We start from the raw sequence: 19,764 nt of genomic DNA on the forward strand, positions 1-19,764 counted from the left end.
ACGTTTCTATCTGGCGCGCGCTCGGCGGAAAGGCGGGACTTCAACCAAGCGAAACAGGCTTCAAGCAATTTGGTTCCATCGCGGCATTGAACCACGCCGAAGCCGTTCCAAGTCCTCCCAGTCGCGGCCTCTATCACGGTTGAGGGACGAGCGCGAGCTTGGCTGAGCGCGCAGCCGCCGCCCGGATGGCGTGCGCGTAGAGCGCAGCCACGGCGCAGCTCGCCATGCGCGCGCGCAGGCTATCCGCGCGGCTCGTCAAGATGATCGGCGCGCGCGCCCCCAGCACAATGCCGGCCGCATCGGCATTCGCCAGAAAGATGAGAACCTTGGCGAGCATATTGCCGGCTTCGAGATCAGGAACGACCAGAATGTCCGCGTCGCCCGCGACGGCCGATTTTATGCCCTTGGTCGCGGCGGCGGAAGCGCTGATCGCATTGTCGAAGGCGAGCGGGCCGTCGAGTATGCCGCCGGCAATCTGGCCGCGATCGGCCATTTTACAGAGCGCCGCCGCGTCGATGGTCGAAGGAATCTTCGCGCTGACCGTTTCCGCAGCGGAAAGAATGGCGACTTTGGGATTCTCTATCTGCAATGCGTTGGCGAGATCGATGGCGTTTTGAACAATATCGGCCTTGTCGTCGAGCGTCGGGAAAATATTAACCGCGGCGTCGGTGACGAACAAAGGTTTGTGATAGGTTGGCACGTCCATGATGAACACATGGCTAATGCGCCGATCCGTCCTGATTCCGGTATCCTTGCGCACAACCTCGGCCATCAACTCGTCGGTATGTAGGCTCCCCTTCATGAGCGCGTCGGCCTCGCCCGCGCGAACGAGCTCGACCGCCCTGGCCGCCGCTGCATGGCTGTGCGGCGCATCAATTAATTTGAAATTCGAAATGTCGAGGCCGAGCGACGCGGCGAGCGATTGGATTTTCGACTTGGGACCGACCAATATCGGATGGATGATGCGCGCCTTCGCGGCCTCGCAGGCCCCCCGGAGCGAGGATTCGTCGCAAGGATGCGCGACCGCGGTGCGAACCGGCGCCAATCCATGACAAAGGAAAATCAGAGCGTCGTATTTTTGATGCGCGCGATCCTTCGACATGGGCGACGCTTTATTCCCCTATATTCGAGGCTCGGCCGCGACAAGAAGCTGTTTCGCGTTTACGCCGCCGTCCTGCGCTATCGCCGCGAAGAACGGCGGTCGGGACGCAGAAGCAGGCAATCTAGACGCCCCCTGAAGGCCGAAGCGCTATACTTTATCAGCACGCATCGCCTTCGCATAGACGAAGGCGCGTGGCGGCCCCGGAGTCTCGCGATGCGCGAGATTGCTCCTAGCGCGAGATCGAAAAATCAGCTTTAATAATTTCGAGTTCGGCGCCAACCTGAAACGAGAGATCGCTTCACGTTGAATGACCGCAAAAGTCCAGCGAAAGACTGGAATATCGACGAACAAAGTGACGCATTAAGCAAGGATGGCGGCGATGCTGACTTCGCGCGGAATGTTGATCGTCGCCTTCGCGGTTGTGGCCGCGCTCATCGGCGTTCTCGCGGTGTCAATCAACATCCCCGACGGCTCCCGTCCTCCAACGCCGCAGGCCGCCCAGCCTGTCGCTCTGAGGCAGGCCGCCGAAAAGCCGAACCTGCCCGCCGGCATATCGACGCAACTCTACGCGATCGCCGTGCCGCGTGGCCGCGAACCCACGCCCGACCTGATCGCCCTCGGCGAAAAGCTGTTCAAGGACAAGCGCCTTTCCATCGACGACTCGGTCGCATGCGAGACCTGCCATGATCCGGCCAAAGGATTCTCGGACCATCGCGGCGATAGCGCGACCTCGGCCGGGGTGAAGGGTCAACACGGACAGCGCAACGCCCCGACCGTCCTGAACGCAATGTTCCAAGCCTCGCAATTCTGGGACGGCCGCGCGGCGACGCTTGAGGACCAGGCCAAGCTTCCGATCCTCAATCCTGTCGAGATGGGACAAAAAGATCCCGCGGACGTCGTCGCTAAAGTGCGCAAAATCCCCGAATATGTGCTGGCCTTCAACGCGATCAATGGCGGCGACGTCACCTATGACGGCATCGCCGCCGCGATCGCCGCCTTCGAGCGGACGCAATATTCCGGCAATTCTCCGTTCGACCACTTTCTCGCGGGAGATCAACAGGCTCTAAGCGATGCGGCGAAACGCGGCTGGGCCTTATTCCAAGGCAAGGGACGCTGCAGCGCCTGCCACGCCTTCAACTCTGTCTCGTCGCTTTTCTCGGATCAGAAGTTCCACAACATCGGGATCGCCGCGCATAAGCAGAATTTCGCGGAGCTCGCCGGCAAGGCCGCCGCGATCTTGCGGAGCGGAGATGAGAAGCAACTCGACGAACTCGCCTTGCAGACATCCTATTCGGAGCTCGGCCGCTTCCTCGTGACGAAGAATGAGGCCGACATAGGCGCCTTCAAGAGCGAGACCCTGCGCAATATCGGCGTCACCGCGCCCTATATGCACGACGGCTCTCTCGCGACCTTGTGGGATGTGATGGACCATTACAACAAGGGCGGCGTTCCGAACCCCTATCTCGACGGCGGCATGCAGCGGCTCGGCCTTAGCGAAGCGGAGATCGACGACGTCGTCGCCTTTCTCTTCAGCCTCACGGACGACCGCTACGCGGAATTCAACAAGGCCGAGATCGCGCGGCAGACAGGCCTGAAAACCACCCGGCCGCAGCGCGAGACCGACATCGCGGAGGGGCGGAAGGGAGACCTCGGCGACATCGGAACCAATCCCGATTTGCGGAACCCGGCGACGATCGGCGCCTTTTAGGAGCAAAGCCATGACGGGCTCGCATAAAAGCATCGAGACCAAGCATTGCGAGGAGCGGGCCTCCTTCTTCGGCGATCTCGCCCGGCTCGGCGCCCTTTCCCGTCGCGGCTTTATGAAGGTCGCCGGCGCCTCGGCGGGAATAGCCGCAGCGAAAGGCCTAATTACGCCGCAGAGCTTTCAACTCGTCGAGGTGGCCCAGGCGCAGGAGACAGGCGCTCCGAGCTTCACCTTCGCCTATATATCAGACAGCCATCTCTACACGCGCGATGTGAATGATCGTTTCATTAGATCGGCCGTGAAGGCCGTCGAGGACGTCAACGCGCTCGATCCGCAGCCCGATTTCGTCCTCTTCGGCGGCGACCTCGCTCAGCTCGGCAAGAAAGAGGAGCTCGATCTCGGCCTCCAAATCTTGAAAGGCCTCAAGGCGCCTCTGAAGATCATGGTCGGCGAGCACGATTGGTTTCTCGACATGGGCGAGCATTGGCGGACCTTGTTCGGCGCGCCGCAATATTCCTTCGACCACAAGGGCGTGCATTTCGTCACGCTGATGAGCGTTCAGGAAAAGGACTTCTGGACCGCCCATGGCATGTCGCCGGCGGAACGGATGCAAACAGTCGCGGGGCTCGACAATGGCCTGCAGTCGCGCTTTGAGGTCGGCTCCGAGGGCCGCGCCTGGCTGAAGAACGATTTGGCGAAGATCGACAAGAAGACGCCGATCGTCGTCTTCTCGCATTCGCCGCTCTACAAATATTACCGCAATTGGAACTTCTGGACCGACGACGCCGAAGAAGTGCAAGCCCTCCTTTCCGGTTTCGATACCGTGACCGTAATCCACGGTCACACCCACCAGATGTTGCTCAATCGCATCGGCAACATCAATTTCTACGGATTGCTTTCGACGGCTTGGCCTTGGCCCTACGCGCCCGAAGGCCTGCCCAAGCTGACGGTCCAGATGAATCGCGCCGACCCGTTCAACGCCTTCGACGGTTGCGGCGACGGCCGCATGGATGTGCTCACATCGGGAATGGTCGACAAGGTCTACAACCTGTGGAACCGCAATCCGGTCACCATCCGCTCGAGCTACCTGGTCTCTGGGGGCGAAAAGCACCGCCCGCCCGCGACTGCGCTCGCCAGTTATTGAAGCGGAGCCGCGACTTTTGCGCTCTCGAATTTCAGACTACTCGCTCTGATTTCGGCATGTCCGGAATGACCGCGATCACGAATAGGACCGCGGAAGGCGAAACGGCTTCTTGACCAAAAAGGCTTCAGCGCCATGCCGACGCGCCGAGGCGGTCCAAGGGAGACACGGGTATGCGCTTATATTGCACTGTCGCGCTTGCGCTGGGATTAGGCTCGGTCGGCGCCGCTTCGGCCAGCGAAGATCTTCCGCGCCATGTCTTGCCGCCATCCTCGAACGGAGATTTGGTGATCGGCCTTTGCGACGGCGAGACTTCGATCGAGGTCGCGGGCGTCAAGCCCGGCGATCCGGTGTCCGGCGATCAGGCGCAAAAAATCGCCGACGCTCTCATGCAGGAATGGCGGCGCAAGCATCCTGACGGGGCCTGGCGGGTCGCCGCGGCCGACACCGCTGGCAACCCCGCCAATCCGGGGCCGGCTCCCGCGACGAAGGATCAGTTTCAGACCTATGGCGCCTTCACGGACCGAGACCGGCAGATCTGGCAGGAGTCGACGGACAAGCTCGTGGCCGAGGGCAAGCGCATCTTTCACGACGCCAAAGCGCTCGGCGGCACGGTCGCGATCTCATGCGACATGTGCCATCCGGACGGCTCCAATACGCATCCGGAAACCTATCCGAAATTCCAAGTCCAGCTCGGCCGCGTCGCGCTGCTTCGCGACATGATCAATTGGTGCATCGAGAATCCGGTGCGCGGCAAGCCCTTCGCGGACGACGATCCCCGCCTGAAGGCGCTCGAGGCCTATATTCTGGCGCAACGCAAAGGCTTCGCTCTGGATTACGGCAAGCATTGAGGCGACGCCCTTGCGAGGCGTCAGACGACCCTACCACGAAGCTAGGTCCCGAAAGCGTGGCGGTGCGAGACAGCCTTTCAAAGGCAGTCCTGGCCAATTTTGAACGATTTTAGAAATCTGATCTCAACGAAGAGCCGAGTTCAGTGAGCTTCATCACGCCATGAGGGCTCTTTTGAAAAGCTACGCGGCGTGAGGCGCTGAACTCCGAGCCCAAGCATAAGGCAGACATTTGCAACAGGCCCCGCGACACGCCGAAGGGCGTGGGGCCTAGCCGGCCGTCACCACAAATCAAGAAAGTAAACCGAGAACGGACTGGCGAGCGCGATGCCGAGAAAGGCCCCACCGAGAATGTCGCTTGGATAGTGATGGGCGGTGGCGATGCGCGACCAAGCCATGACAAGCAAAAGCGCCGCAGCCGAGATCACGGCGGCGGGCCAAGCGAGAACGATCGGCACGAGCACGCCGGACAAAGTCATCACATGGCCGCTTGGAAATGAATGCTCGTCCAGGACGCTCAGAAGGGAGCGTAGACGCGGGTCGGCCCGAAACGGCCTCGGCCTGCCGATGCGGCGTTTGATATAAGGGTAAAGGCAGTGCAGCAGCACGGCGTTCACGCCGCCGAGCAGGGCGACCCGAAGCGCGGCGGTGCCCAAATATCCGAAAATAATCAATCCCAAAATCGGATAGAGCCAGCCATTGCCAAGCTTGCTGATGATGACTGCCGAAGCTCTGCCGACGGTCGACTGCGCCGATCGAGAAATGAGCTGAACCGCTGCAAGATCGGCCGCGAGCATACGTCCGACCCAGATCGATCCATCGCGCTTGACCACAGGAGGATGAGCAGAATGTTCCAGCATGGTTCGATTATTGCGCAAGAGATCCATTCTGAACAGAAAGAATATTCTCACGACACTATCGTGACAATATATCAGCTCCACTCCTGACATGCACTTCCATAATGCGATAAGTCGAATAATATATTTGTGCGTTGCAATTCGACGTGATCGGATTGTCATATACAAAATGTATTATCTTAGGCTCACATCGCGAACCCAACGAGACCGAGGTAGAAAGTCGAAGCGAGTAAATATCATATAATCGGCAACAATATCAACAATATTCCTGAATAATGCCGCGAGTACAATTTTTCCGGTCAGCCTGCGCCAATGCTGCGCTTCGTGTTTTTTCGTCCCCTGCGGCATTCAGTTGGACCAAGCGCAAAGATCTCAATCTCGGGCGAAATAATTTTCGGAAAACCCGACGGCCGATCAGTCGGCGCGCCGCCTGCGGCGCCGGCGCTTGCAACCCGAGAAGGCCTGCCTTCGGAACGACGGCCGGCTCGTCGAAAGAATAATGCGTCCTGCGCGGAACCAAAGCGCTTCGAGACCTTTATTTAAGCATGAATATAGTTGCATCTCCATCAAGCCTGGATCGGGCCGAAATTCTCGGAAAGGAAGAATATTCCTTTTCCGAAGACGAAAGGTTGACCCTGCTTCTCGACGAGGCGGAACGCTTTTGCCGCCAATTCGACGTCGCCGAAGACATCATTCTCGAAACCTACACGGAGACGTCGGATTGGGCGTTTTTCATTAAGGTCGACGCCCTCCATGAGACCGCCTGCCGCGACCTTATGGCCCGCGCGTTGAACAGGCCCCAAAGCCGTGGCGCCGGCGAGGAAAGCATTTCCGCGTTCCTCGACGACATCGACTTCCACGGCCGAGGATCGGTGCTTCGCCTGATCGAACTTACGCAACGGCCGGCGCAATATGTCCGCTTTTTGAAAAGCGTGCGGCGCGTTCGCGAGGCCTTCGCACATGACCTGCGCTCCATCAACACCAATCTGGCGGAGTTGATCGCGCCGCTTGCTGATCGCGCGCAATTGTTGCTCGCACTCTCTGGAATGGCGGACGAGGCCTATGACGAGACGCGCTACATGCGCCTTATCCGCAATGACCCTGGACTTCTTCGATTTGGAATATTGCGCCAGTCCATGGCGCTTCTTAGCCAGTTAAACGCCGATCTTCCCGGGATGAAGGACGAACGCGCGGCCACTCCGAGAGTCGAGGCGGAAAGCAACAGCGCCGAGGCAAAATCCGGCGCAAACCTCGACAGCGCCCAGCTGCCGGATCCGCGAGTGGGCTTGACGGATCGCAAGATCGCAGCCGCGGCCAGTTCCGATCGCCCCGCGACTCCCGCCGTCTATTCTCGCCATCTTTTCATAAATTCCGCGCGACCGAACGAGACCCGTTCTCTTTGGGCTTATCTTTGGGTTTTTTCCGGGAAGGCGCTTTTGGCGATCGGCGGGTTCTGCGCGGCTGCCGCGGCCTTTGCGTATTTTGGAATTTGGCCGGCGATCGCCATCGCCCTGCTGGGGCTGATCCCCATCGCCCTCGACAAATGGACGCCCGGCGCATGGCAAGGGGCTTGCCCACTCTGCGATTCGCAGATCTCCGTCGGCGCCAATAAGAAGGCTGCGCTCGGGTTCGCATGTCCCAAATGCGCTCAGCGCATTAGCGTGCGCGACGGACGCTTCACCGCACTTTGAATTTTGAACCTTTCGCAGCGGCGCGTCCCGGCGTGATTGGCGCACGGCTCTTTTGCGCGCGCTTGTTTTTGGCATCTCCTCCAGCTTTTTTCAAACAGTTTCCGCGCCATTCCAAGGCCCGGAACCTATCCTGGCCCTTTTGCTCCTATGTGAATTTGTGTATTTTTTCCGAATCATGGCGGGAAAAAACACATGTCGGAATTCCTGACGACTCGAGAACTCGCCGCGATGCTCCGCGTCAAGGAGCGCAAGGTTTACGACCTGGCCGGCAAGGGCCTGCTCCCGGTGCGGCGCGTCACCGGCAAGCTTTTGTTCCCACGTGACGAGATCAACGAATGGATTGTCTCGAGCGGCGGGCTCGATAAGGCCGCGCCGCGAGAGCTTGCGGAGTCCCCCACCGCTCTGCCGGTCGTCATCGCTGGCGGCCATGACCCTCTCCTCGAATGGGCGTTGCGCGAGTCGCGATCGGAAATCGCCGCCTTGTTCGATGGCGCGCTCGATGGGCTGCGCCGCGGCGCCGGCGAAGGTTGCATCGCCGCCGGGCTTCACATCCCCGAAAGCGGATTGAATTCATGGAATGTGGCGACGGTCGCGAAACTCTTCGGCGACAAGCCTGTCGTGCTGATCGAATGGGCTAAACGCACGCGCGGGCTCATGTATAGGAGCGACCTCGGCCGGTCGATCAAGTCCCTGGCGGATGTCCGCGACCTGCGCTTTCAACCGCGTCAGCCGGAGTCCGGCAGCGAATTGGCGCTCGCCGGACTGCTCCAACGGGAAGGGCTTCAAAAAAAGGACCTGCGCTGCGTGGACGCTATTGAGCGTTCCGAGACGGATCTCGCCATGGCGATCGCCGCGGGGAGAGCCGACGTCGGACTCGGCGTCGAAGCCAGCGCCCGTCAATTTCAGCTCGAATTCTCGGCGCTCGTGGTGGAGCGTTTCGATCTTCTGATTTGGCGCAAGCCCTATTTCGATCCGCCCTTTCAAAAGCTCATCCGCTTTTGCGCCAGCGAATCGTTCCGGCGGCGCGCGCATGAACTCGGCGGCTACGACATTACAGAGCTCGGCGCGGTGCATTTCAACGGGCCCTGAGCGCCCCACCGAATCCGCGTTGAAGATCGCCGAAGCGTCGCAAGGAAAAACCACCTGACGCGCTTCAACTTTTCGAACGATTCTTCACCCAGCCTGTGTCAAAAGCGCATCCCGAGCGCGGCGTTGAATTGCCAACTCTCGCCCATTTGAGGGCCGTTGAGGCGTTGGTAAACCGGCGCACCCGCCTCAACGGCGACCCGGATTGGCGGCAGGCCCCAAGACCTCGCGATATATTCGACGCCGCCCAGAAGCTTGATGCGCTCGCCGCCATAAAAATATGGATTGTTGCCCTGCATCGGTCCGGAGATCAGCGGATCAAATCCGTGAATGCGATCCCATGCGGCGGCCGCGGCGCGCCCAGTAATGTTCAGGCCGTCCGCCAATTCATAGCCGCCCCAGACGCTGACTTCGTTGGAAGGCCCCCAATGATAGCCTTCGCCATTGTCGCCGAATGCGGCCCGTCCGCGATAGACGGCGCCCCAAGACCAAACGTTCGACTTGCCTGTATAGGTGACGCCGTAGAGGCCATCATAGGTCCCGGTGCCGATCTGCATGCCGTAATTGGCTCGCTTGGTCATATATTTGTTCATCGGGCTCAACATCGTGATCTGTTCATCGTTGGAGCCGGTCGGCAAGCTCATCCCGAGATTCAAATGCACATGGTGAACTTGGTCTTGATAGAGCCGGACAAGGCCCGTGACCGCGGTGTCGCTCCAACCACGGGTCGAGGCGGTGGTGACGCCAAGCTGCGTCGCGCCTTTCATGCCGGCATAGGTCACCATGGTCATGCTCTTATCGACCAATGCGCCCATGGCCATGACATTCAACCAATCCGTCACGCCGTACATCGCGTGGAACATATTCATCTCTACGGTCATCGATGTCGGCGCGATGCGCAAGGTTGGAGGCTTCATGGTGGAGACGCCCAGCGGGACATAGGGAACCGTCGTCACGACGGCCGTTGGAGAGATGGTCGACGAGCCTACATAGTTTTGCTGCATCGACATGACCATGGGCGTATAGGTGATCATCGCGGCGCCGCCCGTGACCATATGGGCGCCGAATACTCCCGCGGGGATCGCGGCGTGACCGCCGCTCGCCTCTCCCTGGTCCACGCCATGCGCCGTGCTCAGCACGCCGTGTGGCGCGAAGGGGTCGCCCGATCCGCCCATGTGAAGCGCCGGCGGCGTCCCGTCATCGCTGGCGTAAGCGGCGCATTGCGACGCCAAAGCCGAGAGTAGGGCCGCTGCGCGGACTAGCCACGCGTTTCGAAGAATTGCTATGGGTCGACGCATTTTCGCACCTTAAATATGTTCGAACTGTACAGGAGATCGTTCGACGGCTGCAGGACGCCTTCGAAGGACATGGAGTATTTCGAAGGACGCTCTGTACGGGCGGCCTTCTCACGTTATATATTTGATAGTTATATCGTAGCCTGAACTGGGCTAGGTGCGCCAGACCTCTGTCGACCCATAGGAAGTCGATCTCGCGGCTTGTTGCATTTAAGTCGCAATGCGGAGAGGCTCCCCGCCGCCGGCAACGAAAGAAATCCTGCGCAGCATTTAGCGCGGCGCCCGCGAATTTTCCTTTGCGCCGGATCGCGCCGCCGCGAGCCCGGCGAGAACGGAACGACCTCACGCCGCGCCAGGAGCGGTCCATGGCCAGCAAGAGCGCACCGCCTCCTTCCCGGCTTGCTTCGAGCGCGAATGCTCCACAGGCGCGCACGCGCCTGCACGCTGATTTGAGTGTCCGCCTGCTCGCCCGATCTGACCCGGGCGAGCAGGCGGACCTCTCCGTCAGCTTGACTGCGCGGCGGCGCCGTGCATTATGTATTACGTTTACATAACATAATTGCCGCCATAGAGCTTCGGCGCCGCTTCGGAGCGAGCCCGGCCGTCGGTCTCCAATGCTCGGACTGACGAGCCATGCCCGCCTCCTACTTCGGCCTCCGCGAAATCCAACAGGGACCCAGAACATGCCGCAAAATGCCAACTCGGTTCTCGACCATTTCGATCTTTTTCGTCAGCCCGAATATCGCGAGATGTTCGAGAAAAAGAGAATGTCCTTCGAGAACGCGGTGGACGACGTCGAGGTTCAGCGCATCCGCGAATGGCTCACGACGCCGGAATATCGCGAGTTGAATTTCGGCCGCGAGGCGCTTGTGGTGAATCCCTCCAAGGCCTGCCAGCCCTTGGGCGCCGTGTTTTGCTCGAGCGGCTTCGCCGGCAGCATCGCCTTTGTCCATGGCTCGCAAGGCTGCGTCGCCTATTACCGCAGCCATCTCTCTCGTCATTTCAAGGAGCCCTGCTCCTGCGTCTCCTCCTCAATGACCGAGGACGCCGCGGTGTTCGGCGGGATGACCAATATGGTCGACGGGCTCGCCAACACCTATAATCTCTACAAGCCGACCATGATCTCGGTCTCGACCACATGCATGGCGGAAGTCATCGGAGACGACCTCAACGCCTTCATCAAGAACGCGCGGGAAAAGGGCTCCGTGCCCATGGACTATGACGTCCCCTTCTCGCATACGCCCGCCTTCGTCGGCAGCCATGTGACCGGCTATGACAATATGCTGAAAGGCGTTCTCGAATATTTCTGGGACGGCAAGGCCGGCATGGCCGAAAAGCTTGTCCGCGTCCCGAACGAGAGGCTGAACTTCATCGGCGGATTCGATCCCTACACAGTCGGCAATCTGCGCGAGCTGAAGCGCATATTGGATCTAATGGGCGCGGAATATACGATCATTTCCGACAATAGCGACGTGTGGGACACGCCGACCGACGGAACCTTCCGTATGTTCGACGGCGGCACAACGACAGCAGAAACCGCCGAGGCGGTGAATTCAAAGGCGACGATCTCGTTGCAGGAATTCTCCACCCAAAAGACCCTCCCCTTCATCGCGGCGCATGGGCAGGAGGTCATAGCCTTCAACCATCCGCTCGGCGTGCAGGCGACGGACCGCCTCATTCTGGAAATCGCGCGCCACACAGGCAAGCCCGTCCCGGACAGCTTGCGCATCGAGCGCGGCAGGCTTCTCGACGCGATCGCCGATTCCCATGCTCACATTCACGGCAAGAAATTCGCCATCTATGGCGATCCCGATCTTTGCCTCGGCCTCACAGGATTCCTGCTCGAGCTCGGCGCCGAGCCTACGCATGTCCTCTCCACCAATGGCGGCAAGGATTGGGCGGACAAGGTCGAGGCTTTGTTGGCAAGCTCACCCTTCGGCGCAAATTGCCATGCCTATCCGAACCGCGACCTTTGGCACATGCGCTCGCTCCTATTCACGGAGCCGGTCGACTTTCTGATCGGCAACACCTATGGAAAATACCTCGAACGCGACACCGGAACGCCGCTGATCCGGATCGGCTTTCCCATCTTCGATCGGCACCACCATCATCGCTTTCCGCTTTGGGGATATCAGGGCGGCCTCAACGTCCTCAGAACGCTGCTCGACGCGATCTTCGCCTATATCGACAGCAACTCGAACGTTCCTGCGAAAAGCGACTACAGCTTCGACATCATTCGATAGCCGTAGGCGCGGCCCGAAGCGGGACAAAGGCGCGCGGCAATATTCCGCCCGCAACCGACCCCTGCTCGGAACATTGACGACAATGACTTTGGTCGTTCCAAAGTCATTGTCGCCTCGAGGCGGCCAACCGGGCTCGGAGGCGGCAGGCGCGCCGTCGAGACGATCGGATGATCCACCGCGTCGATTGCCATCTTATATATAATACTATACTGCTCAGGTGCGCATCTGAAGCGGCTCCCAGTCCTGGGGACTGCGATTGACCCTTGCGCGCGCCGAGATACGCTTGGCTGACCCCTTGGACAAAGGCATGAGGACGGGGCTCTTCTGCACCTACGAAAATCCCCAGTCTGACTATGGCTCTGCCTATGCGGACCAGGCTCAGCTCGTTCAGCTCGTTGAGCAGCTCGGGTTCGACGACGCGTGGGTGGCCGAGCATCATTTCAATCCGAATGCGGCGAGCCCGTCTTGCCTGTCGATCCTCAGCCATCTCGCTGCGCTCACTTCGCGGATCAGGCTTGGCTCTGCGGCGGTTCTTCTTCCTTTCCGCAATCCGATCCTCGTCGCCGAAGACGTCGCGACGCTCGATATTCTTTCGCGCGGGAGGTTTGATTTCGGCGCCGCGAAGGGCGGTCCCTTTCCTATCCAGAACAAGCATTTCGGCGTCGCCGCCGAAACCAGCCGAGGGATGGCGATCGAGGCCCTGAGCCTTATCGAGAGGCTCCTTTCCGAGGACGAAGTGAATTTCGCCGGGCAATATTTCAAAGCGGAGGGGATAAGCCTCTCGCCCAAGCCGTTACAATCGCCGGTGCCGATTTTCTTCGCGACGTCTAGCGCGGAGGCCGTCGCGCGCGCGGCTCGCCATGGCTATGGACTCATGGGCGGCCCGCCCTTTCCCTTCGTCAACCTACGCGCCAGTCTCAACATCTATCGCGAGACGGCGCCGCAAGGCGACGCCAAGCTCGTGCTCATCCGCTTTTATCATGTGGCCGCGACCGGAGAGCAGGCGCGCGCGGAGGCCGCGACATTCCTTCAGTCTTTCGTCGAGCGGCTGCAGGCGACCACGGCGTGCATGCAGCCGGATTGGACGTCGTGGCTCAAGCTAGAACGTATGATTGACGATTCTCTGATCGGCTCGGCCTCGGAGATTCACGACAAGGTCCTGCGGATTCAACATGATTTGGCGCCGCGAAGCTTGATCCTCAAACCATTGAGTCCGAGCCTCGCCAAGCGGCGCGCCGATCTTGAGCTTTTCGCGGCGGAGATTCAGCCTTCGCTTCGGATCGCTGCCTGACAGCGCGATTCGCGCTACGGCGCCTTTGGATCCAAAATAAAAGTAGCGCAGCCCGGACTGTTATGTAATATTTATATATAGTGCTGCGAGCAAAATCACAGCACGGCATGTCGGAGGCGCTCCTCCTCGCCGCGGTCTGGGGCGCCGCGGATAAGGGAGCGTCCGCCCGGGGGCGGCGCGCGGGCTCGGTTTCCTCCTCGATCCCACCCGCGCGCCCACTTCCATTTCCCGTCGGCGGTGTCCATGCGGACAGGTCTTTTATCGATTTGCGGAGATCAAAGGATCGGCCTAGACGCCAATTTCCTCGAGCAGGCGGCGTTGATTCAATATGCCGAGGAACTCGGCTTCGGCGAGGCATGGGTCACGGATTCCCATTCGACAACGGATCGGGCGGCGCGGCTCTGTTTTTCGATTCTCTCAGAAGCCGCGGCGCGCACCAGCCAGATCAAGCTTCGGGCGTCGATTAGCCTCTCTTCGCAAGAACTGGCCAGGTTCGCCGACGAACTCGCCCTGCTCGACGCGCGCTCCGGCGGTCGGTTCGATTTGGGCGTGGCGACGGAATTCGCCAAATGCACCGCGGCCGACCAAGGCCGAAATCCAGAATGCCTTCAGTCCGGGGAACGGACCCGGCGCCTCCAAAAGCAGATCCCCAACGCCGGATCATGGACGGCCTTGTGCTTTGGCGCCCGCTCGGGCGACGCGAACCGAACCGCGCCTGCGCCGAATTGGATCAAGCCCGAGCATCCCTGCCTCGCCGATAAATTGTCGCAAGCGCGCCTAGACGCAAGCGGACGCGATCCTGCGCAATTTGCGATGGAGCAGAAAAGCTGCGTGATCGCCGAGCCCTCGGCCTTTCTCGACGAATTAAGCGAGATCGTTCGCAATTTTAGCGAGCTTCGGCCAATCCGCGGCGGCGACTTCGTCGCGATCCGCTTTTTCCATCTCGCCGCAACGCATGATCAGGCGATTGAAGAGGCCGCCTATCTACTCATGCCATTGTTCGAGAGGGAGAGCCGCGACCATTTTGACGCGCGATCGCCTTGGGTCCCCTGGTTCAAGCTCGGCCAAATGATCGGCGACCAATTGATCGGCACGGGCGACGAAATCCGCGCGAAGCTTCGCCACATCAAGCAGAGAGCCGCGCCCACGAGCCTCATTCTCGCGCCGATTAGTCCCGATCTAGACAAATGGAAGGCCGACCTCTCCTCGTTCGCCCATGAGATTTGGCCCGCGACGGCGGACGTCGCCTGACAGGCGCGCGGCCTCCTGATTCCTGATTGCTTGTTATATAGTTTTATTACATAATGCTTTTTAGAGCCGGTTAGGCGGTATTTTATGACAGACGATGGAGGGTTTTATGACCGAGGGATTTGACGCCGCGTCGGCGCAACTCGAACCACAAGCCGCCAGCGAGCCAATGGCTTCCCCAAAGGCCGCGCGCTCGCGCGGCGCCGGGCCAAACGAGGTCATCATTCACGCCCGGTTTCATCCGAACGGGCTCATCAACACGATCAACCACCGGCCAGAGCCTCTCAGCCCGCAGGAATGGTTCGATCGGCTGTGCCACGCCGCGCCGGACACATACCAACCGCTCTCAGGAGGGCGCGGCGCTTTCCGCATTCCAAACGATCTTTTCGCTCTCATCTGGGAAACTTACGCGGAGGGCTGACAAAGACCTCGCGCCGCGCGACAGGCCCCGGACCGAAGCCCCGCCAGGCCCAAAAAGGCAACGCGGCGGCGATGGCGGCGTCGAACCTTCAAATCAACGCGCGCAATGCTCTCCGCTTCCCGGTTTCCCCATGTCGCGGCCATAAAGACGTTCTTTGACCTTCCGCCGTGACGCTCTCAGCGAGCGCATCCATGTCCGTTCTCGAAGTCCTCGATCCTCAAGCCGAGCCGCTCGCCTATTTCAATTCCCTGCATCGCGCATTCGAACGGAGTCTTGGAGGCCAACAGGCGAACCGAGACCCGCTCGAGCCTTTGTTGGACGTGGCTTTCGAGAATTTCGAGCACGGCGTCGCGCAATCCGCCGAAAATCCTTATCGGGTCGCTTGCCATGGCGGCTGCGCCAGCTGCTGCACGATTCGAGTGGTCGCGACCGCGCCAGAAATTCTATTGATCGCGCGCATGATCCGCGCCGCTCCGAAAACAATGGAGTTCGAGCTGAAACGGCGGATCGAAAAGGCCTATGAAGCGACAAAATTGCTGAGCGAAGCCCAGCGAATGGAGCATGGCTTCCCCTGCCCTTTCATCGATCGCGATCTCTGCGTCGTCTACTCGGCGCGCCCGCTAGCGTGCCGCGGCCACGCCTCCTACGACGTGCAGGCTTGCATCGACGCCTTGGCCGGCCGCGCCTGCGAGACGCCGATCTCGTCGCTGCATTTGACGGTTCGCAGCCTGGTGCAAAACGCCATGCAGTCGGCATTGCGCGACTCCGGCCGCGCCTGGGCGACCTATGAGCTCAATCAGGCCTTGCACATCGCCCTGAGCGACGACGATTGCGAGACGGCCTGGCTCAAGGGCGAGGACGTCTTCGCCTCCGCATTGATCGCCGATGTGAGCCGTGAGGAGATGGCCGCGACCTTCGACGCCATCAAAGCGCATTGCGCGTGAACGCTCGCTGTCCGGCGGCTTCTCGACGCTAGCAGGACCCGCCCCCCTTCTTGATCGCAGCCGGCCCTTGTGATTGGCCCCTGTCCATCGGCGCCGAGCTCCGATGGATTCGGAGGTCGATCTCAGCGCACCCTTTCAAGGGGAATAATCGCCGCCCCTTCTGGCAACGGACCGAAGAAGCGCTCCCGCAATTCGCGCATCAAGCGGGCGTCGGCTGGCGCGAGATCCGGATGGAGAATCGTGGCCAAGGCCAATGCGCCGACAAGCCTATTGACTGAAGGGGGCGCCTCCATAGCGCCGAAGGGTCCACCGCGATCGACCAGGATGATCGTTTTGGGGTCGAGCGTTTTCGCCAGCGGACCAGCGGCCGCCGCCGGATCCTCGAAGATCGCCACGGCCGGACGGAGGGCTACGACGTCAAGGAGGCTCAATTTGGTGAAGGCGCCGGCGCCGGGCGGAGTCACATTGGCGCCGCCGGCTTCCTCGATCGCCTCGCCCGCGAGCCCACCGGGCCGCACGCCGAGGAGACCGTCCGCGCCGCGCCCTAAATAGACGGAGACGCGTTTCTCCGGCTCGACGCTCGCCGCCGGATGCAATCGCTCGATGATTTGTTCGGCGAGCGCAGCCAGTTCGTCGCCACGATCGCGGCGTCCGAGCATGACGCCGAGGCGGTGTAGGACGCCAGGGATCTCGGCCATTCGGCCGTCGAGCAAAATGCAAGGAATGCCGAGCGCCGCCTGCGCCCGATCGGCCGCGAGAGCATAGGCGCCGCCGACATCGCCATAATCAACGATGAGATCGGCTTGCACGCGGCGCAGGGCGTCTAAATCCGCCTCGCTTATCGACCGGGTGAGGCGGGGAAGGATTGGAAGGCTCCGATAGGCGTCGGGTGCGAAAGGGCGGCGCGCATCAGGCCAAGGCTCCAGGAGTCCCGCGAGTTTTTCCGGCGCAAGCGCGGCGATGAGCGCGACCGCGGGCGGCCCCGCCGGAATGACGCGCGCGACGTCAGTCGGCGGTTCGACCTTGCGTCCCGCAGCGTCGACGAATGTCGACGCCTGCGGCGGCTTGCCCGCCCCTGACGCCAGAGCCGGCGCGAGCGCGAGCGCCGCCGCGACCAAGACCATTTTTGCAAGGCTCATCTGGCCTCCTTCCGCATCGGCGTGTCAGAAGCCGCATCGCTTGGGCGCCGGCGGAGGGCCGCGCGCGGATTACGGCCGCGCGACGTTCAAGACGCCGCTTGCGGCGCCATCGCGACGTTTCGCTCGTCGAGAGCGGTCGTCTTGAATAGAGCGAAAACACGGGCGCCCGGCGCCAGCTCCAGCTGGTCTATCGCGCCTTTCGTCGCCGTGGCGAACAAGCGGCCGTCGCCGTCGAGCGCAATCTCGACAGTCGCAAGCGGTCCATCGAACTGAATCTCCTCGACCGCGCCCGACAGCACGCTTCGGGCGCTGATGTCGCGCGGCTGCGACAGCGAAAGCACCACATCGGTCGCTTTGACGACAATCCGCGCTGTGCTTCCAACCGGCCCAGCCGGCCCCGCAAGCCAGACCGTTCCCGATGGATGCTCCAGTTCCGTCAACCCGACCAACGGGCTTTCGCCGCGCACGACGCCGGTCAAAACCGAGGATCGATCGAACCGCGCTTCGGACGTCTGGCTTTCCATCGTGCCGAAAACTTCGGCGGGATCGCCGATCGCCTTCACCCTGCCCGCGTCGATCATGACGACACAGGCGGCGAGCCGCACGACCTCCTCGACCGCATGCGAGACATAGACGATCGGCACCTTGAATTCGTCGCGCACCCGCTCGATCAAGGGCATAATCTCGAGCTTACGGCGCATGTCGAGCGCGGCGAGCGGTTCATCGAACAAGAGGAGCTTTGGGCAGGACAGAAGCGCGCGCCCAATCGCCACCCGTTGCCTTTCGCCGCCGGATAAGCGGGCGGGAGGGCGGCCGAGCAATTTGCCGATTCCCAAAGTCTCGACCACCGCGTCGAAATCGATCTCGCGCTCGCGGCGCGGCGCGAACCAGCGACCATAGAGGAGATTCTGCTTGACGCTCATATGCGGGAAAAGATTCGAATCCTGGAAGACGAGCCCGATGCGGCGGCGGTGCGTCGGCAGGAAAATCCGCTTCTCCGTATCGACGAGAGTCTTGCCGCCGACCCGGACATATCCTTCATCCGGGCGCATCAGTCCGGCGATCAGATTGAGCGTCAGGGATTTGCCGGAGCCCGACTGGCCAAAGAGCGCGGTGACCCCGGCCCCATTCGCGAAGGCGACTTCGAGCGAGAAGGTCCCGACTTTGAGTTTGACATTGACCTCGATCATTCGATGCTCGCAAGACGCTTTTCGGCCTGCCACTGAATGATCTCAGAAGCGATGAGCGCGACGAGCGCGATGATGATCGCCACGACGGTCAGGCGCAGCGCGCCTTCATCGCCGCCCGGGACCTGGGTGAAGGTGTAAATCGCCGCGGAAATCGTCTGCGTCTCTCCGGGAATGTTCGAGACGAAAGTGATCGTCGCGCCAAACTCCCCCAAAGCCTTGGCGAAGGCGAGAATGGCGCCGACGATGATGCCGGGAAGCGCGAGCGGCAAAGTGACGAGAAAGAAGGTCCACAGGCGGCTCGCGCCCAATGTGCCCGACGCCAACTCGAGCCGCCGGTCGATCGCCTCGAAGGATAGGCGCATGGCGCGAACCATGAGCGGAAACCCCATGACCGCGCAAGCCACGGCGGCGCCCGTCCAGCGAAACGAAAGCACAATGCCGATGCTGGCGAGAAAGGGGCCGAAGACTCCTCTGCGGCCGAGCATGATCAGCAACATGAAGCCGGTGACCACCGGCGGCAAGACCAAGGGCAGATGCACGATTCCGTTCACGAGCGTCTTGCCGGGAAAATGCCAGCGCGCGAGCGCATAGGCCGTGAAAATCCCGAACGGGAGGCTGATGAGAGTCGCGACGACGGCGATGCGCAGGGATAGCCAAATCGCGGTCCATTCGGCGGGCGATAAATCAGCCAGGACGGAAGGAGACAAATTGAGCAAGACGGCGTCCTTCGAGAAGCCTTGAAAGACCCGCCTAGCATATGCACGCTATGATCGACAAGGAATAGATCGCAAGCGTGAAGTGGATTAGCGAGCGCGGCGAAGCCCGTACGCGACAGGTTCATCTGATCTATGCCCGCCGCCCGTTAGCGATTTGAGCAGAAAAATCGGTAGGCGCGGGCCATCTCGAATGTTCGCGACCCGCTTTAGCGCCGTCGTCCCGCCCGAACCGGTCACTGCACTGCGGGAGCTTAAGCCAAGCAAATCATCGCGGCTCAAGGTGTTTGCAAAAGCTTATGAGACCGCGCGTCAAAGGGCGCGCAAATTTAGCTACACGCAACCTGTTGTAGGCTTCGTATTGCGTTAGCATAACGGCGCTGCCCACATTGCGATCGCGCCGTAAAGCCGGCTGAGAATCGGCGCTGATTGCTCTATCGAAGCGGAAACAACCAACTCATTTTCGTTCATTTGGGTTGCCCATTGCATCTGAATTTCTTAAGTATTGTAGCAGCCGACAATTGCTCGGCGCTAAGCTAAAGGGAGGGGATAATGGGGAATTCGTTCAAGGTTATGGTCCTGGCCGGCATGACTTCCGTTTTCATAGTCGGCGCGGCCTGGTCTGAGAGCGCGGATCGCGACGCAACGGTCCAAGCGTGCTGGGCGGTGGCTCATAAAGAATATCCGACCGACAGCGGCAGCGATGTCAACACTAGCGCTCTGGCTAAAGGCGCTTATTTCCTTTATGCCGAATGCATGGAGAAACACGGCCTTAAACCATAATCTTTGGCCTTGGCCTGTCTTTCGGCCATCGGAGGCGAGGCAGGCGTCTGCATCAACGAGCCGAGGC

The 19,764-nt window shown here is 60.8% G+C and carries 17 protein-coding genes; 11 read left to right on the top strand and 6 right to left on the bottom strand.

Annotated elements, in window-relative coordinates; all coding sequences use genetic code 11:
* Positions 1-133: 133 nt before the first annotated feature.
* Complete coding sequence (locus tag METAC_RS0109390; RefSeq protein WP_026606821.1) at positions 134-1,102, bottom strand: bifunctional enoyl-CoA hydratase/phosphate acetyltransferase; 969 nt, start codon at positions 1,100-1,102, stop codon at positions 134-136.
* A gap of 379 nt (positions 1,103-1,481) precedes the next feature.
* On the opposite strand from METAC_RS0109390, the gene METAC_RS23070 reads away from it, so the two are divergent.
* From METAC_RS23070 to METAC_RS26795, 3 genes are all read left to right on the top strand, one after another.
* On the top strand, positions 1,482-2,810 hold the full coding sequence (locus METAC_RS23070; RefSeq protein ID WP_198017198.1) for a cytochrome-c peroxidase: 1,329 nt from the start codon (positions 1,482-1,484) through the stop codon (positions 2,808-2,810).
* 10 nt (positions 2,811-2,820) lie between these two features.
* The gene (locus tag METAC_RS0109405; protein ID WP_026606823.1) at positions 2,821-3,951 is read left to right on the top strand and encodes a metallophosphoesterase family protein; all 1,131 of its coding nucleotides are present in this window, start codon (positions 2,821-2,823) and stop codon (positions 3,949-3,951) included.
* A 170-nt stretch (positions 3,952-4,121) separates the two neighbouring features.
* Positions 4,122-4,799, top strand: coding sequence for a c-type cytochrome (locus METAC_RS26795; RefSeq protein ID WP_198017199.1), 678 nt, complete (start codon positions 4,122-4,124; stop codon positions 4,797-4,799).
* A 278-nt stretch (positions 4,800-5,077) separates the two neighbouring features.
* On the opposite strand, the gene METAC_RS23075 is transcribed toward METAC_RS26795, so the two are convergent.
* A complete protein-coding gene (locus METAC_RS23075) occupies positions 5,078-5,707 on the bottom strand; it encodes a phosphatase PAP2 family protein (protein WP_245257456.1) in 630 nt (209 codons plus the stop codon).
* Positions 5,708-6,198: 491 nt separating this feature from the next.
* Between METAC_RS23075 and METAC_RS0109425 the strand changes: the two genes are divergently transcribed.
* Both METAC_RS0109425 and METAC_RS0109430 read left to right on the top strand, forming a co-directional pair.
* Positions 6,199-7,344 carry a hypothetical protein gene (locus tag METAC_RS0109425; protein ID WP_026606826.1) on the top strand — a complete coding sequence of 382 codons (1,146 nt, stop codon included), beginning with the start codon at positions 6,199-6,201 and terminating at the stop codon, positions 7,342-7,344.
* A gap of 192 nt (positions 7,345-7,536) precedes the next feature.
* Positions 7,537-8,433 (top strand): helix-turn-helix transcriptional regulator, encoded by an 897-nt coding sequence (locus METAC_RS0109430; protein WP_026606827.1) that lies wholly within the window; start codon positions 7,537-7,539, stop codon positions 8,431-8,433.
* A 98-nt stretch (positions 8,434-8,531) separates the two neighbouring features.
* Here METAC_RS0109430 and METAC_RS23080 read toward each other — a convergent pair whose 3' ends face one another.
* Positions 8,532-9,728 carry a transporter gene (locus METAC_RS23080; RefSeq protein ID WP_156898161.1) on the bottom strand — a complete coding sequence of 399 codons (1,197 nt, stop codon included), beginning with the start codon at positions 9,726-9,728 and terminating at the stop codon, positions 8,532-8,534.
* Between the two features lie 680 nt (positions 9,729-10,408).
* Between METAC_RS23080 and nifK the strand changes: the two genes are divergently transcribed.
* The 5 genes from nifK (at position 10,409) to METAC_RS0109465 (ending at position 15,872) form a co-directional block, all read left to right on the top strand.
* On the top strand, positions 10,409-11,968 hold the full coding sequence (nifK, locus tag METAC_RS0109445) for a nitrogenase molybdenum-iron protein subunit beta (RefSeq protein ID WP_026606828.1): 1,560 nt from the start codon (positions 10,409-10,411) through the stop codon (positions 11,966-11,968).
* 307 nt (positions 11,969-12,275) lie between these two features.
* The gene (locus METAC_RS0109450; protein ID WP_026606829.1) at positions 12,276-13,259 is read left to right on the top strand and encodes an LLM class flavin-dependent oxidoreductase; all 984 of its coding nucleotides are present in this window, start codon (positions 12,276-12,278) and stop codon (positions 13,257-13,259) included.
* A 243-nt stretch (positions 13,260-13,502) separates the two neighbouring features.
* Complete coding sequence (locus METAC_RS25175; protein WP_026606830.1) at positions 13,503-14,510, top strand: LLM class flavin-dependent oxidoreductase; 1,008 nt, start codon at positions 13,503-13,505, stop codon at positions 14,508-14,510.
* A gap of 106 nt (positions 14,511-14,616) precedes the next feature.
* The gene (locus METAC_RS23090) at positions 14,617-14,928 is read left to right on the top strand and encodes a hypothetical protein (protein ID WP_026606831.1); all 312 of its coding nucleotides are present in this window, start codon (positions 14,617-14,619) and stop codon (positions 14,926-14,928) included.
* Between the two features lie 191 nt (positions 14,929-15,119).
* Positions 15,120-15,872, top strand: a complete 753-nt coding sequence (locus METAC_RS0109465) for a YkgJ family cysteine cluster protein (protein WP_026606832.1) — start codon at positions 15,120-15,122, stop codon at positions 15,870-15,872.
* Positions 15,873-15,994: 122 nt separating this feature from the next.
* On the opposite strand, the gene METAC_RS0109470 is transcribed toward METAC_RS0109465, so the two are convergent.
* The 3 genes from METAC_RS0109470 to modB all read right to left on the bottom strand — a co-directional run bounded on the left by METAC_RS0109470 (position 15,995) and on the right by modB (position 18,917).
* Complete coding sequence (locus tag METAC_RS0109470) at positions 15,995-17,011, bottom strand: TroA family protein (protein WP_026606833.1); 1,017 nt, start codon at positions 17,009-17,011, stop codon at positions 15,995-15,997.
* Between the two features lie 86 nt (positions 17,012-17,097).
* Positions 17,098-18,201: a molybdenum ABC transporter ATP-binding protein gene (gene modC / locus METAC_RS0109475; RefSeq protein ID WP_026606834.1), complete on the bottom strand. Its 1,104-nt coding sequence runs from the start codon at positions 18,199-18,201 to the stop codon at positions 17,098-17,100.
* Positions 18,198-18,917: a molybdate ABC transporter permease subunit gene (gene modB, locus METAC_RS0109480; protein ID WP_084143553.1), complete on the bottom strand. Its 720-nt coding sequence runs from the start codon at positions 18,915-18,917 to the stop codon at positions 18,198-18,200. The genes modC and modB overlap by 4 nt, the downstream gene beginning before the upstream one ends.
* 549 nt (positions 18,918-19,466) lie before the next feature.
* Between modB and METAC_RS0109485 the strand changes: the two genes are divergently transcribed.
* On the top strand, positions 19,467-19,697 hold the full coding sequence (locus tag METAC_RS0109485) for a hypothetical protein (protein WP_026606836.1): 231 nt from the start codon (positions 19,467-19,469) through the stop codon (positions 19,695-19,697).
* The last annotated feature ends 67 nt before the right edge of the window (positions 19,698-19,764 follow it).

The sequence above is a fragment of the Methylocapsa acidiphila B2 genome, assembly GCF_000427445.1.
In the GTDB taxonomy this organism is placed as follows: domain Bacteria; phylum Pseudomonadota; class Alphaproteobacteria; order Rhizobiales; family Beijerinckiaceae; genus Methylocapsa; species Methylocapsa acidiphila.

Bases quoted from the DNA above. Each gene is read 5' to 3' on its own strand.
- METAC_RS0109390 (WP_026606821.1), bottom strand. From the start codon at position 1,102: ATGTCGAAGGATCGCGCGCATCAAAAATACGACGCTCTGATTTTCCTT.
- METAC_RS23070 (WP_198017198.1), top strand. From the start codon at position 1,482: ATGCTGACTTCGCGCGGAATGTTGATCGTCGCCTTCGCGGTTGTGGCC.
- METAC_RS0109405 (WP_026606823.1), top strand. From the start codon at position 2,821: ATGACGGGCTCGCATAAAAGCATCGAGACCAAGCATTGCGAGGAGCGG.
- METAC_RS26795 (WP_198017199.1), top strand. From the start codon at position 4,122: ATGCGCTTATATTGCACTGTCGCGCTTGCGCTGGGATTAGGCTCGGTC.
- METAC_RS0109425 (WP_026606826.1), top strand. From the start codon at position 6,199: ATGAATATAGTTGCATCTCCATCAAGCCTGGATCGGGCCGAAATTCTC.
- METAC_RS0109430 (WP_026606827.1), top strand. From the start codon at position 7,537: ATGTCGGAATTCCTGACGACTCGAGAACTCGCCGCGATGCTCCGCGTC.
- METAC_RS23080 (WP_156898161.1), bottom strand. From the start codon at position 9,728: ATGCGTCGACCCATAGCAATTCTTCGAAACGCGTGGCTAGTCCGCGCA.
- nifK (WP_026606828.1), top strand. From the start codon at position 10,409: ATGCCGCAAAATGCCAACTCGGTTCTCGACCATTTCGATCTTTTTCGT.
- METAC_RS0109450 (WP_026606829.1), top strand. From the start codon at position 12,276: ATGAGGACGGGGCTCTTCTGCACCTACGAAAATCCCCAGTCTGACTAT.
- METAC_RS25175 (WP_026606830.1), top strand. From the start codon at position 13,503: ATGCGGACAGGTCTTTTATCGATTTGCGGAGATCAAAGGATCGGCCTA.
- METAC_RS23090 (WP_026606831.1), top strand. From the start codon at position 14,617: ATGACCGAGGGATTTGACGCCGCGTCGGCGCAACTCGAACCACAAGCC.
- METAC_RS0109465 (WP_026606832.1), top strand. From the start codon at position 15,120: ATGTCCGTTCTCGAAGTCCTCGATCCTCAAGCCGAGCCGCTCGCCTAT.
- METAC_RS0109470 (WP_026606833.1), bottom strand. From the start codon at position 17,011: ATGAGCCTTGCAAAAATGGTCTTGGTCGCGGCGGCGCTCGCGCTCGCG.
- modC (WP_026606834.1), bottom strand. From the start codon at position 18,201: ATGATCGAGGTCAATGTCAAACTCAAAGTCGGGACCTTCTCGCTCGAA.
- METAC_RS0109485 (WP_026606836.1), top strand. From the start codon at position 19,467: ATGGGGAATTCGTTCAAGGTTATGGTCCTGGCCGGCATGACTTCCGTT.